General features: G+C 68.1%; 19 protein-coding genes, 1 tRNA gene and 1 riboswitch. Of the genes, 7 read left to right on the top strand and 13 right to left on the bottom strand.

What is annotated here, in order from left to right:
- Positions 1-3: 3 nt before the first annotated feature.
- Together PMES_RS04825 and PMES_RS04820 are read left to right on the top strand one after the other, a co-directional pair.
- Entirely contained in the window at positions 4-510 is a 507-nt protein-coding gene (locus PMES_RS04825) for a MaoC family dehydratase (protein WP_236549701.1), read from the top strand.
- Positions 507-1,559: a CaiB/BaiF CoA transferase family protein gene (locus tag PMES_RS04820; protein ID WP_159964391.1), complete on the top strand. Its 1,053-nt coding sequence runs from the start codon at positions 507-509 to the stop codon at positions 1,557-1,559. The genes PMES_RS04825 and PMES_RS04820 overlap by 4 nt, the downstream gene beginning before the upstream one ends.
- A gap of 4 nt (positions 1,560-1,563) precedes the next feature.
- On the opposite strand, the gene PMES_RS04815 is transcribed toward PMES_RS04820, so the two are convergent.
- From PMES_RS04815 to PMES_RS04780, 8 genes are all read right to left on the bottom strand, one after another.
- Complete coding sequence (locus tag PMES_RS04815) at positions 1,564-2,721, bottom strand: sensor histidine kinase (RefSeq protein WP_159964390.1); 1,158 nt, start codon at positions 2,719-2,721, stop codon at positions 1,564-1,566.
- Positions 2,718-3,767, bottom strand: a complete 1,050-nt coding sequence (locus PMES_RS04810; RefSeq protein WP_159964389.1) for an ATP-binding protein — start codon at positions 3,765-3,767, stop codon at positions 2,718-2,720. Before PMES_RS04810 ends, PMES_RS04815 begins: the two co-directional genes overlap by 4 nt.
- The gene (locus PMES_RS04805; protein WP_159964388.1) at positions 3,746-4,153 is read right to left on the bottom strand and encodes an ATP-binding protein; all 408 of its coding nucleotides are present in this window, start codon (positions 4,151-4,153) and stop codon (positions 3,746-3,748) included. The genes PMES_RS04810 and PMES_RS04805 overlap by 22 nt, the downstream gene beginning before the upstream one ends.
- Entirely contained in the window at positions 4,150-4,512 is a 363-nt protein-coding gene (locus PMES_RS04800) for an STAS domain-containing protein (RefSeq protein WP_159964387.1), read from the bottom strand. The genes PMES_RS04805 and PMES_RS04800 overlap by 4 nt, the downstream gene beginning before the upstream one ends.
- Positions 4,505-5,389 carry an STAS domain-containing protein gene (locus PMES_RS04795; RefSeq protein WP_159964386.1) on the bottom strand — a complete coding sequence of 295 codons (885 nt, stop codon included), beginning with the start codon at positions 5,387-5,389 and terminating at the stop codon, positions 4,505-4,507. Before PMES_RS04795 ends, PMES_RS04800 begins: the two co-directional genes overlap by 8 nt.
- A 222-nt stretch (positions 5,390-5,611) precedes the next feature.
- Entirely contained in the window at positions 5,612-7,876 is a 2,265-nt protein-coding gene (locus tag PMES_RS04790) for a xanthine dehydrogenase family protein molybdopterin-binding subunit (RefSeq protein WP_201288952.1), read from the bottom strand.
- A complete protein-coding gene (locus PMES_RS04785) occupies positions 7,876-8,874 on the bottom strand; it encodes an FAD binding domain-containing protein (RefSeq protein ID WP_159964384.1) in 999 nt (332 codons plus the stop codon). Before PMES_RS04785 ends, PMES_RS04790 begins: the two co-directional genes overlap by 1 nt.
- Before the next feature lie 4 nt (positions 8,875-8,878).
- The gene (locus PMES_RS04780; RefSeq protein WP_159964383.1) at positions 8,879-9,487 is read right to left on the bottom strand and encodes a (2Fe-2S)-binding protein; all 609 of its coding nucleotides are present in this window, start codon (positions 9,485-9,487) and stop codon (positions 8,879-8,881) included.
- A 346-nt stretch (positions 9,488-9,833) separates the two neighbouring features.
- Between PMES_RS04780 and PMES_RS04775 the strand changes: the two genes are divergently transcribed.
- Positions 9,834-11,015: an MFS transporter gene (locus tag PMES_RS04775; protein ID WP_159964382.1), complete on the top strand. Its 1,182-nt coding sequence runs from the start codon at positions 9,834-9,836 to the stop codon at positions 11,013-11,015.
- Positions 11,016-11,076: 61 nt separating this feature from the next.
- Here the strand turns inward: PMES_RS04775 and PMES_RS04770 are convergent.
- Positions 11,077-11,152: transfer RNA gene (locus PMES_RS04770), tRNA-Ala, on the bottom strand.
- Between the two features lie 133 nt (positions 11,153-11,285).
- On the opposite strand from PMES_RS04770, the gene PMES_RS04765 reads away from it, so the two are divergent.
- Entirely contained in the window at positions 11,286-12,557 is a 1,272-nt protein-coding gene (locus tag PMES_RS04765; RefSeq protein WP_159964381.1) for a DUF2254 domain-containing protein, read from the top strand.
- A 38-nt stretch (positions 12,558-12,595) separates the two neighbouring features.
- Here PMES_RS04765 and gcvP read toward each other — a convergent pair whose 3' ends face one another.
- From gcvP to gcvT, 3 genes are all read right to left on the bottom strand, one after another.
- The gene (gene gcvP / locus PMES_RS04760; RefSeq protein ID WP_159964380.1) at positions 12,596-15,445 is read right to left on the bottom strand and encodes an aminomethyl-transferring glycine dehydrogenase; all 2,850 of its coding nucleotides are present in this window, start codon (positions 15,443-15,445) and stop codon (positions 12,596-12,598) included.
- A gap of 101 nt (positions 15,446-15,546) precedes the next feature.
- On the bottom strand, positions 15,547-15,903 hold the full coding sequence (gene gcvH / locus PMES_RS04755; protein ID WP_159964379.1) for a glycine cleavage system protein GcvH: 357 nt from the start codon (positions 15,901-15,903) through the stop codon (positions 15,547-15,549).
- Positions 15,904-15,924: 21 nt separating this feature from the next.
- The gene (gcvT, locus tag PMES_RS04750; protein ID WP_159964378.1) at positions 15,925-17,055 is read right to left on the bottom strand and encodes a glycine cleavage system aminomethyltransferase GcvT; all 1,131 of its coding nucleotides are present in this window, start codon (positions 17,053-17,055) and stop codon (positions 15,925-15,927) included.
- A gap of 117 nt (positions 17,056-17,172) precedes the next feature.
- A riboswitch (glycine riboswitch) is annotated at positions 17,173-17,272 on the bottom strand.
- A 74-nt stretch (positions 17,273-17,346) separates the two neighbouring features.
- Here gcvT and PMES_RS04745 point away from each other — a divergent pair.
- Positions 17,347-17,946 carry a gamma-glutamylcyclotransferase family protein gene (locus tag PMES_RS04745; protein ID WP_159964377.1) on the top strand — a complete coding sequence of 200 codons (600 nt, stop codon included), beginning with the start codon at positions 17,347-17,349 and terminating at the stop codon, positions 17,944-17,946.
- Here PMES_RS04745 and gltX read toward each other — a convergent pair.
- Complete coding sequence (gltX, locus tag PMES_RS04740; protein ID WP_159964376.1) at positions 17,943-19,262, bottom strand: glutamate--tRNA ligase; 1,320 nt, start codon at positions 19,260-19,262, stop codon at positions 17,943-17,945. The two genes, PMES_RS04745 and gltX, sit on opposite strands and share 4 nt — an antisense overlap.
- A gap of 111 nt (positions 19,263-19,373) precedes the next feature.
- Here gltX and PMES_RS04735 point away from each other — a divergent pair, with 111 nt between their 5' ends.
- Positions 19,374-19,784 carry a metallopeptidase family protein gene (locus tag PMES_RS04735; protein ID WP_159964375.1) on the top strand — a complete coding sequence of 137 codons (411 nt, stop codon included), beginning with the start codon at positions 19,374-19,376 and terminating at the stop codon, positions 19,782-19,784.
- A 134-nt stretch (positions 19,785-19,918) separates the two neighbouring features.
- Positions 19,919-21,052 (top strand): sensor histidine kinase, encoded by a 1,134-nt coding sequence (locus PMES_RS04730; protein ID WP_159964374.1) that lies wholly within the window; start codon positions 19,919-19,921, stop codon positions 21,050-21,052.
- Positions 21,053-21,055: the final 3 nt, after the last annotated feature.

The following is a 21,055-nucleotide window of genomic DNA, read 5'->3' as shown; positions in this document are numbered from 1 at the left end:
ACCGTGGAATCGGGCGCACATGCTCCGATCGATCAGGAGGGGAACGGGACGATGGCGGGATTGTGGTTCGAGGAGTTCACCGAGGGAATGGTCATCGAGCACGCCATCACGCGCACCGTGAGCGAGGCGGACAACCTCTTCTTCTGCTCCATGACATACAACCCGCAACCCCTTCATATCGATCGTCATTTTGCCGAAGAGACCGAGTTCGGCAAACCCCTCGTCAACTCCCTCCTGACCCTGGGGATGATGATCGGCCTGTCGGTTCACGAGACGACGCTCGGTACCACGGTGGCCAATCTGGGTATGAGCGACGTGCGCTTTCCCGCGCCGGTCTTTCACGGCGACACGCTGCACGTGCGCAGCACGGTGAAGGGGTGCAGGGCCAGCGGATCGCGCCCGCGCGCCGGCATCGTCGATTTCGTCCACGAAGCCTTCAACCAGAACGGCGTGCTGGTCGCGCGCTGCGACCGCGCCGCGCTGATGCACCGCCGGCCGCCGCAGGCATGAGCGGCACGGGCCCGCTCGACGGGATCGAGGTGCTCGAATTCGATGCCATCGGGCCCGTGCCCTTCTGCGCGATGATGCTGGCCGATCACGGCGCACGGATCACCCGCGTCACCCGGCCCGGCGGACAGCCCGGTGGGATCGATGCCGGGGATGCGGACATGATGCTGCGCGGCCGGGCCCGCGAGGTGCCGCTCGATCTCAAATCCTCCGGCGGGCGCGCGGCGGCATTGGAGCTGGTCGCCGGGGCGGACATCCTTCTCGAGGGGTTCCGTCCGGGCGTCATGGAGCGGCTCGGGCTCGATCCCGCAGCCTGCGCCGCACGCAACCGCGCCATCGTCTATTGCCGCCTTACCGGCTATGGCCAGGACGGGCCCCTTGCCACCCATCCCGGACATGACATCAACTACATCGCCCAGTCCGGCGCCCTGCACGCGATGGGCCGCAGGGACGCGCCACCGCCGCCGCCGCTGTCGCTCGTCGGTGATTTCGGGGGCGGCGGGATGATGGCGGCCTTCGCCGTTCTCGCCGCGCTGCTCGCTGCCCGGACGAGCGGGCGCGGCGCCGTCATCGACGCCGCGATGGCGGATGGCGCGGCGCTTCTCATGGCGCTGAGCTACGGGCTGCGCAATGCCGGTATCGGGAGCGCGGCACGCGAAGCGAACCTGCTGGACGGAGCGGCGCCCTTTTACAGATGCTATGCCACACGCGACGAAAAGTTCATCGCGGCGGGCGCGCTCGAGCCGAAATTCTATGCGGCGATGCGGCGGGCGCTCGGCCTCGATGCGCAGATCTTCGACGCGCAGATGGACCGCGAACGCTGGCCGGAGATGGCGGCGCGGATCGCCCGGATCGTCGCGGCGCGCGACATGGCGGCATGGCGTCCCGCGATCGCCGATCCGGATGCCTGCCTGTCAGAGGTGCTCGACATGGACGCGGCGGCGCGCGGCGGACATCTTCGGGCCCGGGGCATGCTTGGACTGTCCAGGCGGGGGATCGAACTGGGACGCGCGCCGCGCATCGATCCGCTTCCCGGCATGCCGGGTGACTGACCGTTCAGTCGGTCTCGGTCTGCGCCGCCTCGACACCCAGCAGCGCGCGGTCGAAGGTCAGCGTCGTGACAAGGCCGCCATCGTTGCGGTTCTGCAAGGTGCCGCCGTGCTTCTGAACCATGCTGCGTACCATCCGCCACCCCAGTGACATGGCCCGTCCGGGACGTTCCAGGTCCCCCGGCAGCCCGATCCCGTCATCGCGGATCACCAGGATGTAGTCGTTGCCGATCCCGGCAGCCGAGATCGTGATTGTCCCGGCGCTGCGTTCGGTGAAGGCATGTTTGCAGGCATTGGTAATGAGCTCGCCGACGACCAGCGACAAGTCGACCGCGGTGCTGGAGGCAAGACGCACCGGCTCGCCCTCGACAGTGATGACGATGTCGCGCCCGCTGGAGGCGAAGGCGCTGCGCGACTGGGCGGCGACATCGCGCAACAGGCTCAGCAGCTCGACCATGTCGGCGGCGCCCTCGTGCTGCAACTGGTCATGAACTTTCGCGATCGCCGAGACACGCCCCTCGAGGTCGCGCAGGATATCGCGCGATTCCTCGGACTTGGCCGCGTTCCGGCTGAGCCGCATGAGGCTGATGACGAGACTGAGATTGTTCTTGGTGCGATGGTGCATCTCGGCCATCAGCAGGTCGCGCTCCTCGATCGCGTCGAGCAGTTCGCGGTTCTGGCGGCCCAAGACCTCCGACAGGTCATCCTCCTCGGTACTCTGCGCGAGGGCGAGGATCTTCTCGCGGTCCCGGCGCAGATCGCTGACGCCGATCATGCTTCGGAAACAGGCGCTTACACGGGTTCCCTCGACGCCGGTCTGGATGTCGAACTGATCAGCCATTCGGCGCACGCCCTGCAGGCCCAAGCCGAGACCTGGCCGCTTGGCGCCGGACGTTCCCGCGGCGCGGGTGCTGGCCTCGATGCCGCGCCCCTGGTCGACCGCCTCGATGACCAGCAGCACGCGCTTTCCGTCTTCGCGCAGCATCAACGACAGGTGCCCGCCGGGCGCATGGTCGATCATGTTGCGCGCCAGTTCCAGCATCGCGGTCACGACGCGCGTGCCGGCAAAGCCCGAGAAGCCCGTGGCCATCACGATCCGCGACCCGAGGGTCCGCAGACGGACGATGTCGCGCTCGTTCTGAATCCGCAGCCGCGCGATGATCATCGCGCGATCCCCTGCGCGCCGCCCTGTGAGTGCGGCGCATCGGTGATGCGCGCCACGGCGACGCAGGCATCGTCGCGCTCGCGGTAACCATCTCGCTGCAGCACCGCCGCGATGAGCGCTGGCGAGCGTGTCATCAGCGGGGCGAGCTCGGCAGGCTCGCGCCGCAAGGTGGCGATCCCGTCGCTATGCAGCACGACCGTGTCGCCGGGCGCGAGCGCGCAGGTCTCGTTCGACAGCTCGGGCACCCGCCCCCCGATCCGCCCGGCCCGCCCAATGAGCCGCTTGACCTTGCCCGAGCGCGTGATGACCATCGCCGCGATATTGCCCAGCGAGCAGTAGCTCATCCGGTGATCGGCCGCCTCGATACAGGCGACACCGACAACGGCGCCGCGATTGCCGAGCATTTCGCCACCGATGCCCATGATGGCGGATGCGGGCCCGCCCGACTGGCGCCGCAGCGCGTCGATGACCTCGTCGGCGGCAAGCTCGGCCTTGCTGCCATGTCCCAGCCCGTCGACCACGCCCAGATCGAGCGTGCCCTTCCGGTCGCGGCAATACCAACCGTCGCCGCAGCTGGTCTCGGCGGGATGCGGCTGCAGGAAGGCACCGACGGTAACGCCCGCGACGCTGCGGATGCCGGTGCCGAACTCGGCCAGCACGACCGTGCCCTCGCCGCTGCGCGAATGGATGTCGAACCGGTCGCCCAGCCGCGAGATCGCCCCGAGGCCGGAGCCGCCCGTGCCCGAGGAGGACACGCCGTCGCGCAGCGCGTCGGCGATGTCGGAGATGCCCGGACCGGCATCGATCGCGGCCATGCTCAGCCAGTAGCCGTCGGCGCCAAGCACGCCACACATCAAGATCTTGCCGCGTCCGACATGTTTGAGCAGGTTGGTCGCCATCTCTGAGGCGACGATGGCGGCCTTCTCGGCGCGCTCCTCCCCGATCCCGAGCCTTTGGGCGAGGGAGCGCGCGAAGCGGCGCGAGGCCGATACGGCACTCGGGTCGGTGATGTCGAGATGAAACCTCAAAGCCGCGAACTCATCCATATCTCGATCCCGCCTTCGGGACGATTTTCGATCCGGAACCGGTCCACCAGCCGCTTTGCGCCGCCAAGGCCCTTTCCCATGCTCCGGGCAGAGGAATACCCGTCCTTCATTGCGAGATCCATGTCCGGAATGCCCGGGCCCGTATCGGTGCAGCGCACCGTGATCATCTTGTTGGCCTGATCGACGTCGATCTCGATCTGCCCGCCGCCGCCGTGATCGACGGCGTTGCGCACGATCTCGCTGACGGCCGTGATGAAGCGTACCTTGCGCAGGGCGCCGGCCTTCAAACGGTCACAGGCCTTGGCGACCTCGCGGCGCGCAAGGGCAATATCGTGCTCGTCCCGCAAGGCGACTACGACGGATGCCCCTGAGCCGCGCTCCGTCACGCCAGCCCGTCCCTCCGAAGTTCGCGCAGCGCCTGCGTCAGGCTCAGCGCCATTCGGCAGCCCGGCAGGTCCATGTCAAGCTCGACCAGCGTCATCGCCACCGCGGGGCGCATGCCGACCACGTAGGTCCGCGCACCCAGCATTCCCGCCACAGATGAGAGCTGCGCCAGGACGCGGCCGACGAAGGTGTCGACGATCTCGAGGGAGGCGATGTCGATCACCACGCCACGCGCGGCTTCCCCGACGATCCGTTCCGAAAGATTCTCGAGCAGATCGACGATTTCGGTATCGGTTATGTTGTCCGGGATCGTGACCAGCAGAACCTGCTCGACGAGATAGATGGAAATGGTGTCAGCCACGCTGGCTCGCCTCGCCGCGCACGATCTGGAAACCGACCTTGCGGAAGGCTTCCGCGAGGGCCGAACGGATGGTGGGACGTGTCGTCACCTCGCCGACATCGACACCCAGCTCGACCATGGTCTGGGCGATCTTGGGGCTGATGCCGGAGATGATCGCCTCCCCGCCCATCAGGCGGACCGCCGAGGCGGTGCGCAGCAGGTGCTGACCGACCTGCGTATCGACGACCCTGACGCCGGTGATGTCGATGATGACGACCTCGGCGCGGTGCTCGACGATGGCGTTTAGCAGGTTCTCCATCACTTCCTGCGCCCGGGCGCTGTCGAGCGTCCCGATCAGCGGGATCGTCAGGACACGCTCCCAAAGCTGCACCACCGGGGTCGACAGCTCGCGCATCTCGTCGCGCTGGCGTTCGATGATCTCGTCGCGCTCGTCCAGAAGATGCGTCCCGGCATAGGTCGCGCAGGTGTTGAGCAGGCGGTTGATCTTCAACAGCTCGCCGCTGAGCAGTTCTGGCCGGTCCGCAACTTCTTCCGTAAGGCGTGCGGCGAGCGGGTTGGAGAGGGTCTGCACGAAGCGCATCAGCTCGGCAAGGCCCGCGCCCCGCTCGCTCCGTTCGCGCAGGATATCGAGCAGGGCGTCGCGCAGGGGCGCCCATTCCTCGTCGCGCAGATCGCCGCCCGGCTCCTCGGAGGCATCCGCCAAGGCCGCCGTGAGCCCGTCGAGGAACTGTCCCAGCTGGGCGGTCAGTTCCGCGTCGGAGAACAGGTCCGGGCGACGCACGCCTGCTGCCTTCTGCGTCTCCAGCCAGTCGGACAGCAGCTCTGCTCGATCTGCGGTGACGATCTTGAAGATCTCGGCGAAGCGGCTGTTCGGCATATGGCGTCCTCTCCAATGTTTGGCATTCGGTACCATTGCCCCGCCTCGAAGGAAAGCACGTCAGCGCCGAGCGCCACGCGCGGCGGCGACCCAGCACGGTAGGGCAGTATCGCGGGTTCTCGGCCAGTGACAGATGGCACGCTTGGCTCCCTCATTCTGCGCCCCACGCGGCGCGTATGCGGGGTCATGGGCGCCATTCCGCGCCCATGACCCCGCCGGGTGTCAGGCAGACACGATGTCCGAGATGCGCATCGGGATCGCGGTCAGGCGCTTGCCGGTCGCGTGATAGACCGCGTTGCCCACGGCGGCGGCCGTGCCGACGATACCCAGCTCGCCGATGCCCTTGACGCCGAGAGGGTTCACGTAGTCGTCGCGCTCCTCGAGCATTTCGACCCGAAGCTCACGTACGTCGGCATTCACCGGGATGAGATATTCGGCGATATTGGCATTGAGGAAACGTGCCCTCGGCGTATCCACCTCCGTGATCTCGTGCAGCGCCGAGCCGAGCCCCCAGACCATGCCGCCCATCAGCTGGCTATGCGCGGTCTTGCGGTTGAGCCATGTGCCGGCGGCAAAGGCCCCGTGCAGGCGCGGGACGCGGATCTCGTGCGTGTAGCGGTGGACATGCACCTCCGCCATCTGCGCGCCGAAGGCGAACATCGCCATCTCGGGGGTGACCGGACCCGCAACGCCATAGCCGCCATGATAGGTCATGCGCAGCGCCTTGTCGGTCAGGGCCGGGTGGCGGTATTGCCCCTCTGCCTCGATTTCGCCCATCGGCGTGGAGGCCAGCGCCTCGGCAAGGCTCTGGCTCTCGCCGCCGGGACCTTTCAGCACCCCGTTCTCCAGCGTGATCTGCGCGGGATCGAGCCCGGCAAGCGGTCCGTCCTTCTGCGCCGCGACCTTTTCGGCCACGCCGCGCGCGATGTTGGTGCAGGCGATGTGCACGGCCGAGCCCGAGGAGGCCGCCGTGGTCGAGCCACCGGCGATCGGCGCCAGCGGCAGGTCCGCCTCGCCCATCACCACGTCCACCGCCTCGACCGGCAGGCCAAGCTGCGCGGCCGCGATCTGTGCGAAGATCGTGTAGCTTCCGGTGCCCACGTCATGGGCGGCAAGCTCGACATAGGCATGACCGGAGCCCTGCATGCGCACCCGCGCCGAGGAGGGCGACATGTTGGTGGGATAGGTGGCGGTCGCGCAGCCATAACCCACGAGCCAGTCGCCATCCGTCATCGAGCCGACCTCGCGTCCGCGATCGGCCCAGCCGAAGCTGCGCGATACCGCGTCATAGCTCTCCATCAGCGAGCGCGAGGAGAAGGGCACGTCCTTGACCGGGTGTCGGTTCGTGTCGTTCACACGGCGCAGCTCGACCGGGTCCATGCCCAGCTTCCAGGCAAGCTCATCCATCGCGCTCTCGAGGCCGAAGAAGGTCTGCATCTCGTTGGGCGCACGCATGAAGCCGCCCGAGTTGGTGTCCGACCGCGCAAGCCGCTGCTCGGTATGGATGTTCGGGCAGGCATACATGGAGCGCGTCATATGCGTGCCGGGGTTGACCACGTCATCGAAGCGCGAGGTCTGGGCGATCTCGACATGCTCGAACGCGGTCAGCTTGCCATCCGCGTCGGCGCCAAGGCGGAACTTCTGCTCGGTCTCGGGGCGGAAGGTGGCGACCGTGTACATCTGCGGCCGCGTGACGATCAGCCTGACGGGCGCGCCGACGGCCCTAGCCGCCGCGATGGTCAGCATCGCGTAAGGGGTGACCCCTGCCTTCGAGCCGAAGGCGCCGCCGACGAAGGGCGAGAGCACCCGCACGCTGGTCTCCGGCAAGCCGTAGGCCTTCGCGATCCCGCCGCGCAGCGTGCGCACCGATTGCGATGGCATCCAGACGGTGAGCTGCTCGCCGCGCCACTCGGCGGTGGCCGCGAACATCTCCATCGGGTTGTGGTGCTGGAAAGGCGTTCTGTAGGTCGCCTCGACGGTTTGCGCGGCCGCGCCGAGGCCGGCCTCGATATCGCCCTTGGTCAGGGTCATGCCCTCGCTGTCCTCACCGGCGCCGATGATGAAGCTCTCGCCCGGATCCATGTGGATCTGCGCGGCATCCTCCTCGTAGCGCACCGCGATGAGATCGGCGCCGCGGCGCGCGGCCGCGGCGGTCTCGGCCACGACATAAGCGAAGGGCTGGCCCGCATAGCGGATCTCGGTGCCCTCCATCGGCCAGAAGGACGCAGAGCCCGGGCCGCCCGCGTAGAACCCCTTCACGGTCTTGTAGTCGGGCAGCGTCTCATGTGTGAAGACGGCCACGACGCCCGGTTCGGCCTCGGCCCTCGCCGTGTCGATGCCGGCGATCCGGCCCATCGCGACGGCGGTGCATGCCAGCGCGCCGTGGAGCATTCCCGCAGGAATGGAATCGGCGGCATAGCTCGCGGTGCCGGTGACCTTGCGACGGGCATCGACGCGGGTGACTTCGGTGTTGATCGTCTGGGCCATCATTCGCCTCCGATACGGGATTTCACGGTCAGGAGCGCGCCGGCCACGACATCGGCGCCCAGCGGCATCTTGTAGGCAGAGCCCTCGAGCGGCACGGCCTCCTCGAACGCGATGCGGCCCGCCTCGCGCGCGGTCTCCTCGTTGAGCGGGCCGCCCCTGAGGGCATCCTCGGCCGCACGGGCGCGCCAGGGCGTCGCGGCGACCCCGCCAAGGCCGATGCGCACGTCGCGCACCGTGTCCCCATCCATCTCGACACCAACGGCGGCGGAGGCCGCGGCGAAGGCATAACTCTCGCGATCGCGCGCCTTGAGGTAGTGGCTGTTCGCCATCGCCGGAATGCGCGGCAGGGTGATGGCGGTCACGATCTCGCCCGGCTCGAGCACCGTTTCGACATGCGGCGTGTCGCCGGGCAGAAGATGCAGCTCGGCGAAGGGAATGGTGCGCGTGCCGCCCGGCCCCCGCGTCATCACCTGCGCGTCGAAAGCCACGAGGGTTTGCGCGAAATCGCCGGGATACATCGCGACGCAGGCCTCCGATCCGCCAAGGATCGCATGGTGGCTGGTCTTGCCGCCGTCGAGCGCGGCGCAGCCCGAGCCGGGATCGCGCTTGTTGCACTGCGCATAGGCGGTGTCGCGGAAATAGGGGCACCGCGTGCGCTGCAGGATGTTGCCACCAAGCGTCGCCGCGTTGCGCAGCTGAGGGCTCGCGGCTTTCCACAGGGCTTCGGACAGGGCCGGAAAGGCCTCGATCACGGCAGGATCGTCGGCGACCTTCGACATCCTTGCGAGCGCGCCGAATTGCAGCGCATCGGTGCCGACCGCGTGACCTTCGAGATCGCCAAGGCCGGTGATGTCCACGAGGGTCTCGGGCGCAAGAACGCCGATCTTCATCAGGTCGACCATGGTGGTGCCGCCGGCGATGATCTGCGCGCCGTCATTGCCGGCCGCTTCGGTCGCGTCGCCCAGCGAGCGGGGGCGCGTATAGGCAAAGTTCTTCATGGGGTTACCCCTGTTGGCTGTCGCGGACCTGCACGATGGCGGCCACGATGTTGGGATAGGCGCCGCAACGGCAGAGATTTCCGCTCATGTATTCGCGGATTTCCGCCTCATTGCCGGCATGGCCCTCGTCGATACAGGCGATCGCGGAGAGGATCTGTCCGGGCGTGCAATAGCCACATTGGAAAGCGTCGTTCCGGGCGAAGGCGCTCTGCATCGGGTGCAGATCGCCGGACGGATCGGCAAGCCCCTCGACGGTGACGACCTCCCCGCCTTCGGCCATCACCGCAAGCGTGAGGCAGGAATTGACGCGGCTGCCGTTCAGAAGGACGGTGCATGCGCCGCACTGGCCCTGGTTGCAGCCGATCTTGGTGCCGGTCATCCCGAGCGTGTCGCGCAGCGCCTCGACAAGCGTGGTGCGCGGCTCGACCGACATGTTGCGGGTCTTTCCGTTGATCTTGATCTCGATATTGCGCGTGTCGGACGTGGGCTCGGCCGCGGCGGCACGAACCTCGCCGGCGGCAAGGCCGAGGGAGCCGGCAACGACCGAGCTGCCTTGCAGAAAGCCGCGGCGGGAGACGCCGGGCCGGCGCAGATCAGGGGGACGTTTGGACATCGGTGCTCCAGTCTGGATTGTGGAATTGAAAGCGTGCGGGGATTAGAAAGGATCTAAATCAGCCCCGCGGCCCGGCAAGCGGGGCACCAAGCGTTCATGCCCGGCAGGCGCGCAACGACTTGAGCTTTGGCCGCAAAAACTTCGCCAGCGCGCGCTTTCGGTGCACTGCATTCCGCCACGTCATCCAAAACAACCCCGCATGCGCCGAACGCCTCGTGCGTGGGCCTTGCGTAGCCCGGCCACCCCTTCTCGCTTCCTCGCGATGCCGCCGGGCCCGTGGCCAGCCAAATTCGCCCGGAACATTTGACAGCTCCCCGGGCTTTCCGCAGCGATGCGACACCAGGCCATGACATTCTATCAAAGCCTATCGGCCGCCGGTTTCGCAGCGACCGCCATCGGCTATGGACCCGCACGGATGGGGTTCGGCCTTTTCGTGCCGGAATTTCGCGAAACCTTCGAGCTGTCGACCTCCACGATCGGCTTCATCTCCAGCTTGGGCTTCTTCGGCTTTCTGCTGGGGCTTTTGCTCGCGCAGCTGCTTTTGAACCTGCGCGGACCGGAAGCCCCGGTCGTTGTCGGCCTCGCGGCGGCAGCCGCAGGGATGGCGATCATCGCGGCGGCACCCGGCCCCATGATCCTCGCGGGGGGCGTCTTTCTCGCCGCGACGAGCGCCGGTTTCGCATGGACCCCGTTCAATGACGCGGTGCACCGCAAGGTGCGGCAGAGCGACCGCCCCGCCGCCCTTGCCACGGTCAGCACCGGAACGAGCTTCGGCGTCTGCGTGGCGGGGCTCACGGCCCTGGGGCCGCTGGTGGGCGGCATTTCATGGCGCTACTGCTGGGCCGGCTTCGCGGCCGCCGCAGTGCTGGTGCTCATCGGCAATCTGATGAGCCTACGCCAGGTCGAGAAAAGCCCGCATGCCACGCCCCGTGGCGGTTGGCGGCACCTGCGGCACGGGAAGGCCCGCCCCCTCTTTCTCACCGCCTTCGTCTTCGGGACGAGCTCTGCCATCTACATCGCGTTTGCCGCCGATCACGCGCGCGGCACGGGAGGCCCCGAGGGACTTCCTGCCGCAGCCGCTCCCGCGCTGATCTTCGTCAGCTACGGGATCTTCGGGCTGATCGGGCTCGGCGCGGGACGGCTGCGCGCGCGGCTTGGCCTGTCGCGCCTGCTGCGGTTGTCGATGGCCGCCGGCGCATGCTCCGCGCTGCTCATCGCATTCGCGGCTACAAGCTGGGCCGGACTGATCGCTTCGGCGGGTCTACAGGGCATCCATGTGATGGTCACGAGCGCGCTCATCGCCTCCTGGTCGGAGGAGCTTTTCCCGTCCCTGCCCTCGCTGAGCTTCACGGCCGCGCTCTTGGCGATGGCCGCCGGAAGCGTTCTCGGCGCGGCCCTTGGCGGCGTGGCGGCGGATGCTGTCGGACCGGCGATAATGTTCCTCGGCGCGGCGTTGCTGCCGGCGGCGGCGGCGCTCCTGCTGCGCGGCGGCGCCGTGCGGGAGGAGCCGATCGCCAGCGAGGAATGAGCATGCCGGCCACTGGCGGCGGCGCAAAGCACCACTGAAAACGCGAACGGAACATGGCGATTGGTGGAGCCGATCGGGATCGAACCGACGACCTCGTCATTGCGAACGACGCGCTCTCCCAACTGAGCTACGGCCCCACTGCGAAATTAGATGACCCCGCCGGCCATCGGTGTCAAGTCCGCGAACACTCGACGCGGCGCGGCCAGCGGTTAGATTGCATCCCGTCACCGGATTTGAATGCGCCTTCCCCGGCGCGGATTGGACAACGCGATGAAACTCGGCGCGGCCGCACTCTCCAAACGGTTCTATCAACTGCGCGCGCTGACGCGAAAACTTTGGATCAGGGCTGCGCTCATCGCCGGGCTGGCGGTCGTCGCGGCGCTTGTCAGCCGGCCGATAGCCCCCCTCGTGCCGCAATGGATGGCCGAGAAGTTCAGCGCGGGAGACGTGTCGAACATCCTCGAGATCCTCGCCTCCTCGATGCTCGCGGTAACCATCTTCTCGCTCTCGGTCATGGTTTCCGCCCGCCAGTCCGCCTCCTCACAGGTGACGCCGCGCTCGCATCAGGTGCTGATACAGGACACCACGACGCAGACCGTCCTCGCCACGTTCCTCGGCGCCTTCGTCTTCGCCCTTGTCGGCCTGATCGTCCTTGGCACGGGGGTCTATAGCGGACAGTCCCCGACCGTGATCCTCTTCTTCACGCTGCTGGTCATCGGGCTCGTGGTCGTGGCGATCCTGCGCTGGATCGACCACCTGAGCGATCTGGGCAGCGTGGTTGCCACGAGCGGCAAGATCGAGGATGTCGCCCAGCGCGCGATCGACGCCCGCAACAGGTGGCCCTGCCTCGGCGCGCGTCCGCTGTCGCGCGATCTGATCATTCCGGGCGCCGCGCGGGAGCTGCTCGCCTGGGAGACAGGCTACGTGCAGCATATCGACCTGGCCGCGCTCGAGGAATGCTGCAAGGACGGCGGCCTCGTCTACATCCTGCGCAGTCCCGGAACGCTGGCCAGCGAAGGCACGCCGATCCTGCGCTACGCGGGCGAGATGGATGTCGCGCGCCTGCGCCATGCCTTCACGCTCAGCACCCAGCGCAACTTCGACCAGGATCCGCGCTTCGGGGCGATCGTGCTCAGCGAGATCGCCCAGCGCGCCCTGTCGCCGGGGATCAATGATCCGGGAACCGCGATCGACGTGCTCAGCCGGTTGCAACGCGTCCTGCACGGCTTTCGCGCCCAGCAGGGCGACGAGGAGGAAATCCATTTCCCCCATGTCTGGATGGAGCCGGTGAGCGCCGAGGACCTGATGCGCGATGCGATCGATCCCATCGCCCGGGACGGTGCGGGCAATGTCGAGGTGCAGGTCCGCCTGCACAAGATGCTGCGCGAGGTCTCGCGCAATGGCGATGCAGAGATGCGGCGGGCGGCGCAGGCGGCCTCGGCGCGCGCGCTCGGCATGGCATTACCCAAGCAGCTCCTCGACGAGCATTGCGAGCGCCTGCGCGCGCTTGCCCTGACGCAGGAGCCTGCCGAGGCGGCATGAAATGACCGGCGCGCCGTCCGTGCCGCGCCGGCCCCCCGTCACTCCGCCGCGTCGAGATAGTCCTCGAGCGGCGGGCAGGTGCAGACGAGATTGCGGTCGCCGAAGACGTTGTCGACCCGGTTCACCGGGGGCCAGTACTTGTCGACGCGGAACGCGCCCTTGGGATAGCAGCCCGCCTCGCGGCTGTAGGGGCGATCCCAGTCGCCGACCAGGTCCTCGACCGTGTGCGGCGCGTTCTTGAGCGGGTTGTTCGCCCGGTCCGCCTCGCCGGTCTCGATCGCCTCGATCTCCGCGCGGATCGACAGCATCGCGTCGCAGAACCGGTCGAGCTCGGCCTTGGTCTCGCTCTCGGTCGGCTCGACCATCAACGTGCCCGCCACCGGCCAGCTCATCGTCGGCGCATGGAAGCCGTTGTCGATCAGCCGCTTGGCGATGTCGTCCACGGTGACGCCGGCGGATTTCTCGAAAGGCCGGGTGTCGAGGATGCATTCATGCGCCACGCGCCCGCCGCGCCCCTTGAAGAGCACGTCGAACGCCCCTTCGAGCCGCTTGGCGATGTAGTTGGCATTGAGGATCGCGACCTTGGTGGCCTGCGTCAGCCCGGCGCCGCCCATCAGCAGGCAGTAGGCCCAGCTGATCGGCAGGATCGAGGCGCTGCCATAGGGCGCGCCGCTGACCGGACCGGTCTCGCCGCCCGTCTGCGGATGGCCCGGCAGATGGGGCGTCAGGTGCGCCTTGACCCCGATGGGCCCCATGCCCGGACCGCCCCCCCCATGCGGAATGCAGAAGGTCTTGTGCAGGTTCAGGTGGCTGACATCGCCGCCGATATCGCCGGGCTTCGACAGGCCGACCATCGCGTTGAGGTTCGCGCCATCGATATAGACCTGTCCGCCATGGGCGTGGGTGATCTCGCAGACCTCGCGCACCGTCTCCTCGAAGACGCCATGCGTGCTGGGATAGGTGATCATGCAGGCGGCCAGGTCACCGCCGGCGGCCTCGGCCTTGGCGCGGAAGTCATCGACGTCGATATCGCCGTTGGCGGCCGATTTCACGACCACGACCTTCATCCCGCACATCTGCGCCGAGGCGGGGTTGGTGCCATGGGCGCTGACCGGGATGAGGCAGACGCGCCGGTTGGTCTCGCCGCGCGAGGCGTGATAGGCGGCGATGGTCAGAAGGCCGGCATATTCTCCTTGCGCGCCCGAATTGGGCTGCAGGCTCATCGCGTCATAGCCGGTGATCTGGCAGAGCTTCTCGCTCAGATCGTCGAGCATCAGCTTGTATCCCTCGGTCTGCTCGGCAGGCGCGAAGGGGTGGATGTTCGAGAATTCGGGCCAGGTGATCGGCATCATCTCGACGGCGGCGTTGAGCTTCATCGTGCACGAGCCCAGCGGGATCATCGCCCGGTCGAGCGCGAGGTCGCGATCGGCCAGCCTGCGCATGTAGCGCATCATCTCGGTCTCGGCGCGGTTCATGTGGAAGACAGGATGATCGAGATAGCCGCTCTTGCGGTGCAGCACCTCTGGCACCCGGTATTCCTGGCTCTGATCGTCGCGCCGGCCGATGATGCCGAAGGCGCGCCAGAGCCGCTCGACCGTTTCGGGCCGGGTGGTCTCGTCGACGGTGATCGCTATCTCGCTGTGGCCGATGGGGCGCAGGTTGATGCGCTGGCGCGCCGCCTCGTCGAGGATCGCCTGGCGCAATGGCCCGCATTCCACGGTAATGGTGTCGAAGAACGCCTCCGCCCCCACGACGAAGCCCGCCTCCTCGAGCCCGCGCGCCACGCGCACCGCCTTGCGGTGCACCCGCTGGGCGATTGCCTTGAGGCCCTCCGGCCCGTGGAAAACGGCGTAGAACGACGCCATCACGGCCAAGAGCGCCTGCGCCGTGCACACGTTGCTGGTCGCCTTCTCACGGCGGATATGCTGCTCGCGCGTCTGCAGGCTCAGGCGGTAGGCCTTGTTGCCCCGCGCATCGATGCTGACACCGACGATGCGTCCGGGCATGGAGCGCTTGTAGGCATCGCGGCACGCCATGTAAGCGGCGTGCGGCCCGCCATAGCCCATCGGCACGCCGAAGCGCTGGGTGCTGCCGACGGCGATGTCGGCCCCCATCGCGCCAGGCTCCTTGAGAAGTGTGAGCGCCAGCGGATCGGCAATCACGATGCCAAGCGCGCCCGCCTCGTGCAGGGCGGCGATATGCGGCTCGAAATCGGTCAGATGGCCGAGGGTGCCGGGATACTGGAAGACGGCGGCGAAAACGCGCTCGGCCTCCATGTCACCGGGCGCGCCGACGATGACCTCGATATCCAGCGGCGCGCAGCGGGTGCGAATGACCTCGATGTTCTGCGGGTGGCAGTTCTCGTCCACGAAGACGGCACGCGCCTTGGACTTGGCACCGCGCTGGGCCATCGTCACCGCCTCGGCCGCGGCCGTCGCCTCGTCGAGAAGCGACGCGTTGGCCACGTCGAGCCCGGTGAGATCGACGATCATCGTCTGGTAGTTCAGCAATGCCTCGAGACGCCCCTGGCTGATCTCGGGCTGGTAGGGCGTGTAGGCGGTGTACCAAGCCGGGTTCTCGAGGATGTTGCGCTGGATCACCGGCGGCGTGACCGTGCCGTGATAGCCCTGCCCGATCATCGAGCTGAAGACCTGGTTCTTCTTGGCCACCTGACCCATGTACCACAGCAACTCGCGCTCGGATTTGGGCTTGCCGAAATCGAGCGGCTCGGCCTGCCGGATCGCCTGCGGCACAGTCTCGTCGATCAGCGCGTCGAGGCTGTCCACCCCGAGCGTTTCGAACATGCGCTCCATCTCCGAAGGCGAGGGGCCGATATGGCGCCGGTTGGCGAAGTCGTAGGGCAGGTAATCGGTGGGGGTGAAGGGCATCGCGTCTCCTCGGAAGGGGGCCGCGGGCACTCCCTTCTCAGCTTCATCTTCGCAAAAATACCTCCGCCGGAGGCGACCTTGGGACCACCTCCGGCGCGTCGTCAGATGAACTTCTTGTACTCGGCCTCGTCCATCATCTTGTCCATGTCGGACATGTCGGCGAGCTTCATCTTGAAGAACCACCCATCGCCGAGCGGATCCTCGTTGACGAGCGCCGGATTGCCCTCGAGCGCTTCGTTCACCTCGACGATCTCGCCATCGGCGGGCGCCATGATGTCGGAGGCGGCCTTGACGCTCTCGATCACCACGATCTCGTCATCCTTGGCGACGGTCTTGCCCGGCTCGGGCAGTTCGACGAAGACCAGATCGCCCAGCTGCGTCGCGGCATGCTCGGTTATCCCGACGACGACGAGATCGTCCTCGACGCGGAGCCATTCGTGTTCTTCCGTGAATTTCATCAAACCTATCCTCTCGTCCTGTCAGCGTTTGTAACCTGCGGGGCGGAACGGCATCTGCGACACCGTCACCGGAAGCCTGCGCCCGCGCAATTCGGCATAGACCGTCCGTCCCGGCTCGGCCAGATCGCGCGGCAGGTATCCCATCGACATGGGGCGCTCGATCGACGGCCCATAGGCGCCCGAGGTGATCCGTCCGATCGCCGCCTCGCTCGTTTCGGTCTCGAAAAGCGTGGTGCCCGCACGCATCGGCGCGCGCCCCTCCGGCAGAAGGCCGACGCGGCGGCGCGGCGCGCCGTCGCGCAGCTCCCCGAGGATGCGCCCGGCGCCCGGGAACCCGCCTTCGCGTGCGCCGCCCGGCTTGCGCGCTTTCTGCATCGCCCATTCGAGTGCCGCCTCGACGGGGGTCGTGTTCACGTCGAGATCGCTGCCATAGAGACAGAGCCCCGCCTCGAGCCGCAGGCTGTCGCGCGCGCCGAGCCCGATCGGGGCCACGCCCGGACGGGCCAGCAATGCCCGCGCCAGCGCCTCGGCTTGGGCGTTCTCGACCGAGATCTCGTAGCCGTCCTCGCCCGTGTAGCCCGATCGCGACACCCATAGCGTTCCGTAAGGGCTGTCGAGATCGGCCACGTCCATGAAGCGGAGCCCCGCCGCATCGGGACAGATCGCCGCGAAGGCATCCTGCGCGGCCGGCCCCTGCAGTGCCAGGAGCGCGCGGTCCTCGACCGGCTCGACGGCGATGCCGCTCGGCAGCTTCGCCCGCAGATGCGCGATATCGGCGGCCTTGCAGGCCGCGTTCACCACCAGCAGGAGATGGTCCCCCTTGTTCGCGATCATCAGATCGTCGAGGATGCCGCCATCCTCCTGCGTGAAGAGCCCGTAGCGCTGGCGACCCTCGGCCAGGCCCTCGAGGTCGGCCGGAACCAGCGCCTCGAGCGCGCGGGCCGCATCGGCCGCCGCGCCGGTCGCGGCGCGCAGGATCACCTGCCCCATGTGGCTCACGTCGAAAAGGCCCGCCTCGGCGCGGCAATGCAGATGTTCTTTGAGCACGCCGGGCGGATATTGCACCGGCATCTCGTAGCCCGCGAAGGGCACCATCTTGGCTCCAAGCTCCACATGCAGCGCATGCAGCGGCGTTCTCGACAGGTCGGTCATGGTCCCTCCGGCATCAACATGCGGACAGCGTGTGTCCGCCTCGGATGCCCCCTCTGTCCATTCGCCTGAGATCGCTATCCCTTCGGCGGGCGCGTGGCGCCACTCTCCAGAGCTGTGGTCCCCGCGACGGTCCTTTTGCCTGAGAGTTTACCGGGGCGGTTGCTCCTTCGGCCCCGCGCGCGCCATCGGACCGCACGGCTTCTCCCGTCGCTGACCCTCGGAGTTATGCAGAAGCCGCCGCCCTTTCGCAAGCGGCTTGCGCGTTCGCGCCATACCCGCCTAGATCGCCCGATGGACCATCCGTTCTTCTTCGGCTACGGCAGCTTGGTGAACCGCCGCACCCATGGGCACAGCGCCGCGATCACCGCGCGGCTCGACGGCTGGCGGCGCGTCTGGCGCCACACCGATCTGCGCCCCGTGGCCTACCTGACCGCCGTGCCCAGCCCCGGCAGCAGCATCGAGGGACTGATCGCCGCGGTGCCAGGCGCCGATTGGCGGGCGCTCGATCACCGCGAGCGGGCCTATGACCGGGTTCCCGTGACGCAGATCGCGCATGGTGCCGGCCAGCCGCTCGCCGTCGAGCTCTATACCATTCCGCCCGGCAAGCACCGGGCCCCGGACCGTACCCATCCCGTCCTTCTGAGCTATCTCGACGTCGTGGTGCAGGGCTACCTCGCGGAGTTCGGGCCGGAGGGGGCGGCGCGCTTCTTCCGCAGCACCGATGGCTGGGATGCACCCATCCTCGACGACCGCGCGCAACCGCTCTACCCCCGCGCGCAGACGCTCAGCGCCGCCGAGCGCGCCTTCGTCGATGACTGGCTCGACCGGCTCGCGGTCCGGCGGATGGCGCCGGACCCGGACGGCGCGGCGCCCGGTATTTCCGGTGCCTAGATCGCGGGCTTGTGCGAGAGCAGCGGCATCACCTTGGCCATGTCCGGCCCCTGCTCGCGGCCGGTGACGGCCTTGCGCAGCGGCATGAAGAGCTGCTTGCCCTTGCGCCCCGTCGCCTCGCGCGCGGCTTGCGTCCAGGCGGCCCAGGTGCCGTCATCATAGGGCGGCTCGCCAAGAAGCGGCAGCGCCTCGGCCACGAAATCCGCATCCTCCGGCGCAACCGCGGCGGGGGTTCCGTCGCGAAAGAGCGCCCACCAGCCCTCCAGATCGGAAACCTGGCTGATGTTCTCGCGCGTCACGTCCCAGAAGAGTTCCGCCTTCTGCTCCGGCACGCCCAGCCCAAGGATCGTCTCGCGCATCTGCGCGAAGGGGCGCGCGGCGAGCACCCGCGCGCTGAGCGGGCGCAGATCGGCGGGATCGAACTTCGTCGGTGCCGCGCCGAATTGCGAGATGTCGAAACCCTCGATCAGCTCGTCGAGCGAGCTGCGCAGCTCCACGGGCTGCGAGGAGCCGAGTCGCGCCATCAGGCTCAGCAGCGCCATCGGCTCGATCCCATCCTTGCGCAGATCGCGCAGGCTCAGCGTGCCGAGGCGTTTCGAGAGCGCCTCGCCCTGCGGCCCGGTCAGCAGCGAGTGATGCGCGAAGCTGGGCACCGAACCGCCCAGCGCCTCGATGATCTGGATCTGCGTGGCAGTGTTGGTCACATGGTCCGAGCCGCGCACGACATGGGTCACGCCCATCTCGGTATCGTCGACCACGGAGGCGATCGTGTAGAGCACCTGTCCGTCGCCGCGGATCAGGACCGGATCGGAGACCGAGGCCGCGTCGATCGACATCTGGCCCAGGATCCCGTCCTGCCATTCGATCCTTTCGTGATCGAGCTTGAAGCGCCAGTGACCGGAGCGCTCGGCGCGCAGGGCCGCGCGTTCGGCTTCGTCGAGCTTCAGCGCCGCCCGGTCATAGACCGGCGGCCGCCCCATGTTCAGCTGCTTCTTGCGCTTCAGGTCAAGCTCGGTCGGCGTCTCGAACGCCTCGTAGAACCGCCCGGCCTCGCGCAGCCGTTCGGCCGCCGCCTCGTAGCGGCCCAGCCGCTCGGACTGCCGCTCGATCCGGTCCCATGTCAGACCCAGCCATTCGAGATCCTCCTGGATCGCGTCGGCATATTCCTGCGTGGAGCGCTCGGGATCGGTGTCGTCGAGACGCAGGATGAAAGTGCCCCCCGCCTTGCGCGCGATCAGCCAGTTGAACAGCGCGGTGCGCAGGTTGCCGATATGGATGAACCCGGTGGGGGACGGGGCGAAACGCGTGACGGTCATGGAATGTCTCCTGTTGCGCGCCGCTTGTCCCAGAGGCGCGCCCCTTTGTCCAGAATCCACCCGCGCCGATCGCTCTGGCCAGAGGCATGCACCGCGCGCTAGAAGGCGGATATGAGCCCGGACCATCATGACCGCGTGGCGCCCTCCTGCGAGGATATCGCCGCCCTCGCCCGCGCCGCGATCGAGGATCTGCCGGGGCCCTTCGCCAAGGCCGCCCGCGCGGTCGCGCTCAGGATCGAGGATTTCGCCGACGAGCAGATGCTCGCCGAGATGGAGATCGACGACGCGTTCGAGCTGACCGGCCTTTATGACGGGATCCCGCTGACCGAGAAATCGGTGAGCGAGCAGCCCCTGCGGCCGGATGCGATCTGGCTCTTTCGCCGGCCCATACTCGACGAATGGGCCGCACGCGGGGATGTCACGCTCAAGGCGCTCGTCGCGCATGTGCTGGTGCATGAGCTGGCCCATCATTTCGGCTGGAGCGACGCGCAGATCGCCCGCATCGACGAATGGTGGACCTGACGCCGCGCCGGGCGGGGCGCGCCGCTTAACGGTTTGGCCACATCATCGGGCGATGGTGCGCGTGTCGGCGCAAGCGCGCCGCCGCGGCGGGCCGTCCTGCTACGCCCCTCCCCCGGACCGCATGGGAGAAATCGATGCGCGAGATACGCGAACCTGCAGACCGGATGGCCGGGGATGCCGCGGCACTGGATGCCATGCGCGCGGCGCTCGACGCCCTCGCCCCCCCCGCCGCGCTGATCGAGCAGACCGCGCCCGGCGCCTTCAGGGTCCTGCATCTCAACGATGTCTGGCGCCGCATCTGCGGGCGCGAGGCAAGCGAGGTCTGGAACCTTCCGCTCGAGGATGCCTTCGCGCCGCGCCTTGCGGCCGCGCTCGCGATGCAGCTGGGCCGGTGCGCCGCGCAGGGCGGCGTTCATGCCTTCGAGGAGACGATGGCGATCGGCGGGCGCGAATCCTGGTGGAAGGTTCAGCTGCGCGAGATGCCTCGAACGCCAGATAACCGCCCGCGCCTGACGGCCGTATTGGCCGAGCTTACCGATTACCGGCACCGTGCCCTCGGCGATGCCGCCCAGATCAGCCGCCTTGCGGGCCTCAATGCCGAGCTGCGCGATCTGACGGGGCTGGCCGCCCATGATCTGCGCAGCCCGCTCGCCAATATCGTCTCCCTCGCGAGGCTTGCCGAAACGCCGGCGGTCACGGCCCCCGATCCCGCGACGATGCTCGGCCTGTGCGGATCGGCCGCGCGCAAGGGCCTCGACGAGATCGACGCGATCATGGACCGGATCGACGCGCTCGACCTGGGGCAGACGCCCCCGGAGATCGTCGATCTCGATCCCCTGTGCCGCGATCTGCTGCTGCAGCTCGATCCCGGTGGGCGCAGGACCGTCAAATGGCCGACCGCCCGCGTGGAGACCGACCCCGTGCTGCTGCGCCGCGCCCTGCACAACCTGCTCGACAACGCGCTGCGCTTCTCGCGCACGCATGTGCGGATCGCGCTCACCTGCGATCTTTCGAGCCTGCCCCGGCGCATCGAGCTGAGGGTCGAGGATGACGGCCCCGGCTTCGCGCCGGACGATCGGCCCGCGCCGCCGCCCGGCACCGGCGGCGCCGGCGAGCCGGACGAGCAGACGGGTTCGGGGCGCAGGTTCGGCCTCGCGGCCGTGGCGCGGCTGCTGGAGGCGCGCGGCGGCTATCTCGTGATCGAGCCGGCCGCGCCGGGGCGCGGCGGCCGTGTCAGGCTGGGACTGCCGGGAACGCTGCGGCCCTGAGCA

Source organism: Profundibacterium mesophilum KAUST100406-0324 (assembly GCF_009835145.1).
In the GTDB taxonomy this organism is placed as follows: domain Bacteria; phylum Pseudomonadota; class Alphaproteobacteria; order Rhodobacterales; family Rhodobacteraceae; genus Profundibacterium; species Profundibacterium mesophilum.
Note: the sequence above shows the minus strand (reverse complement) of the source record. Positions and strands in the feature narration are given on the sequence as shown.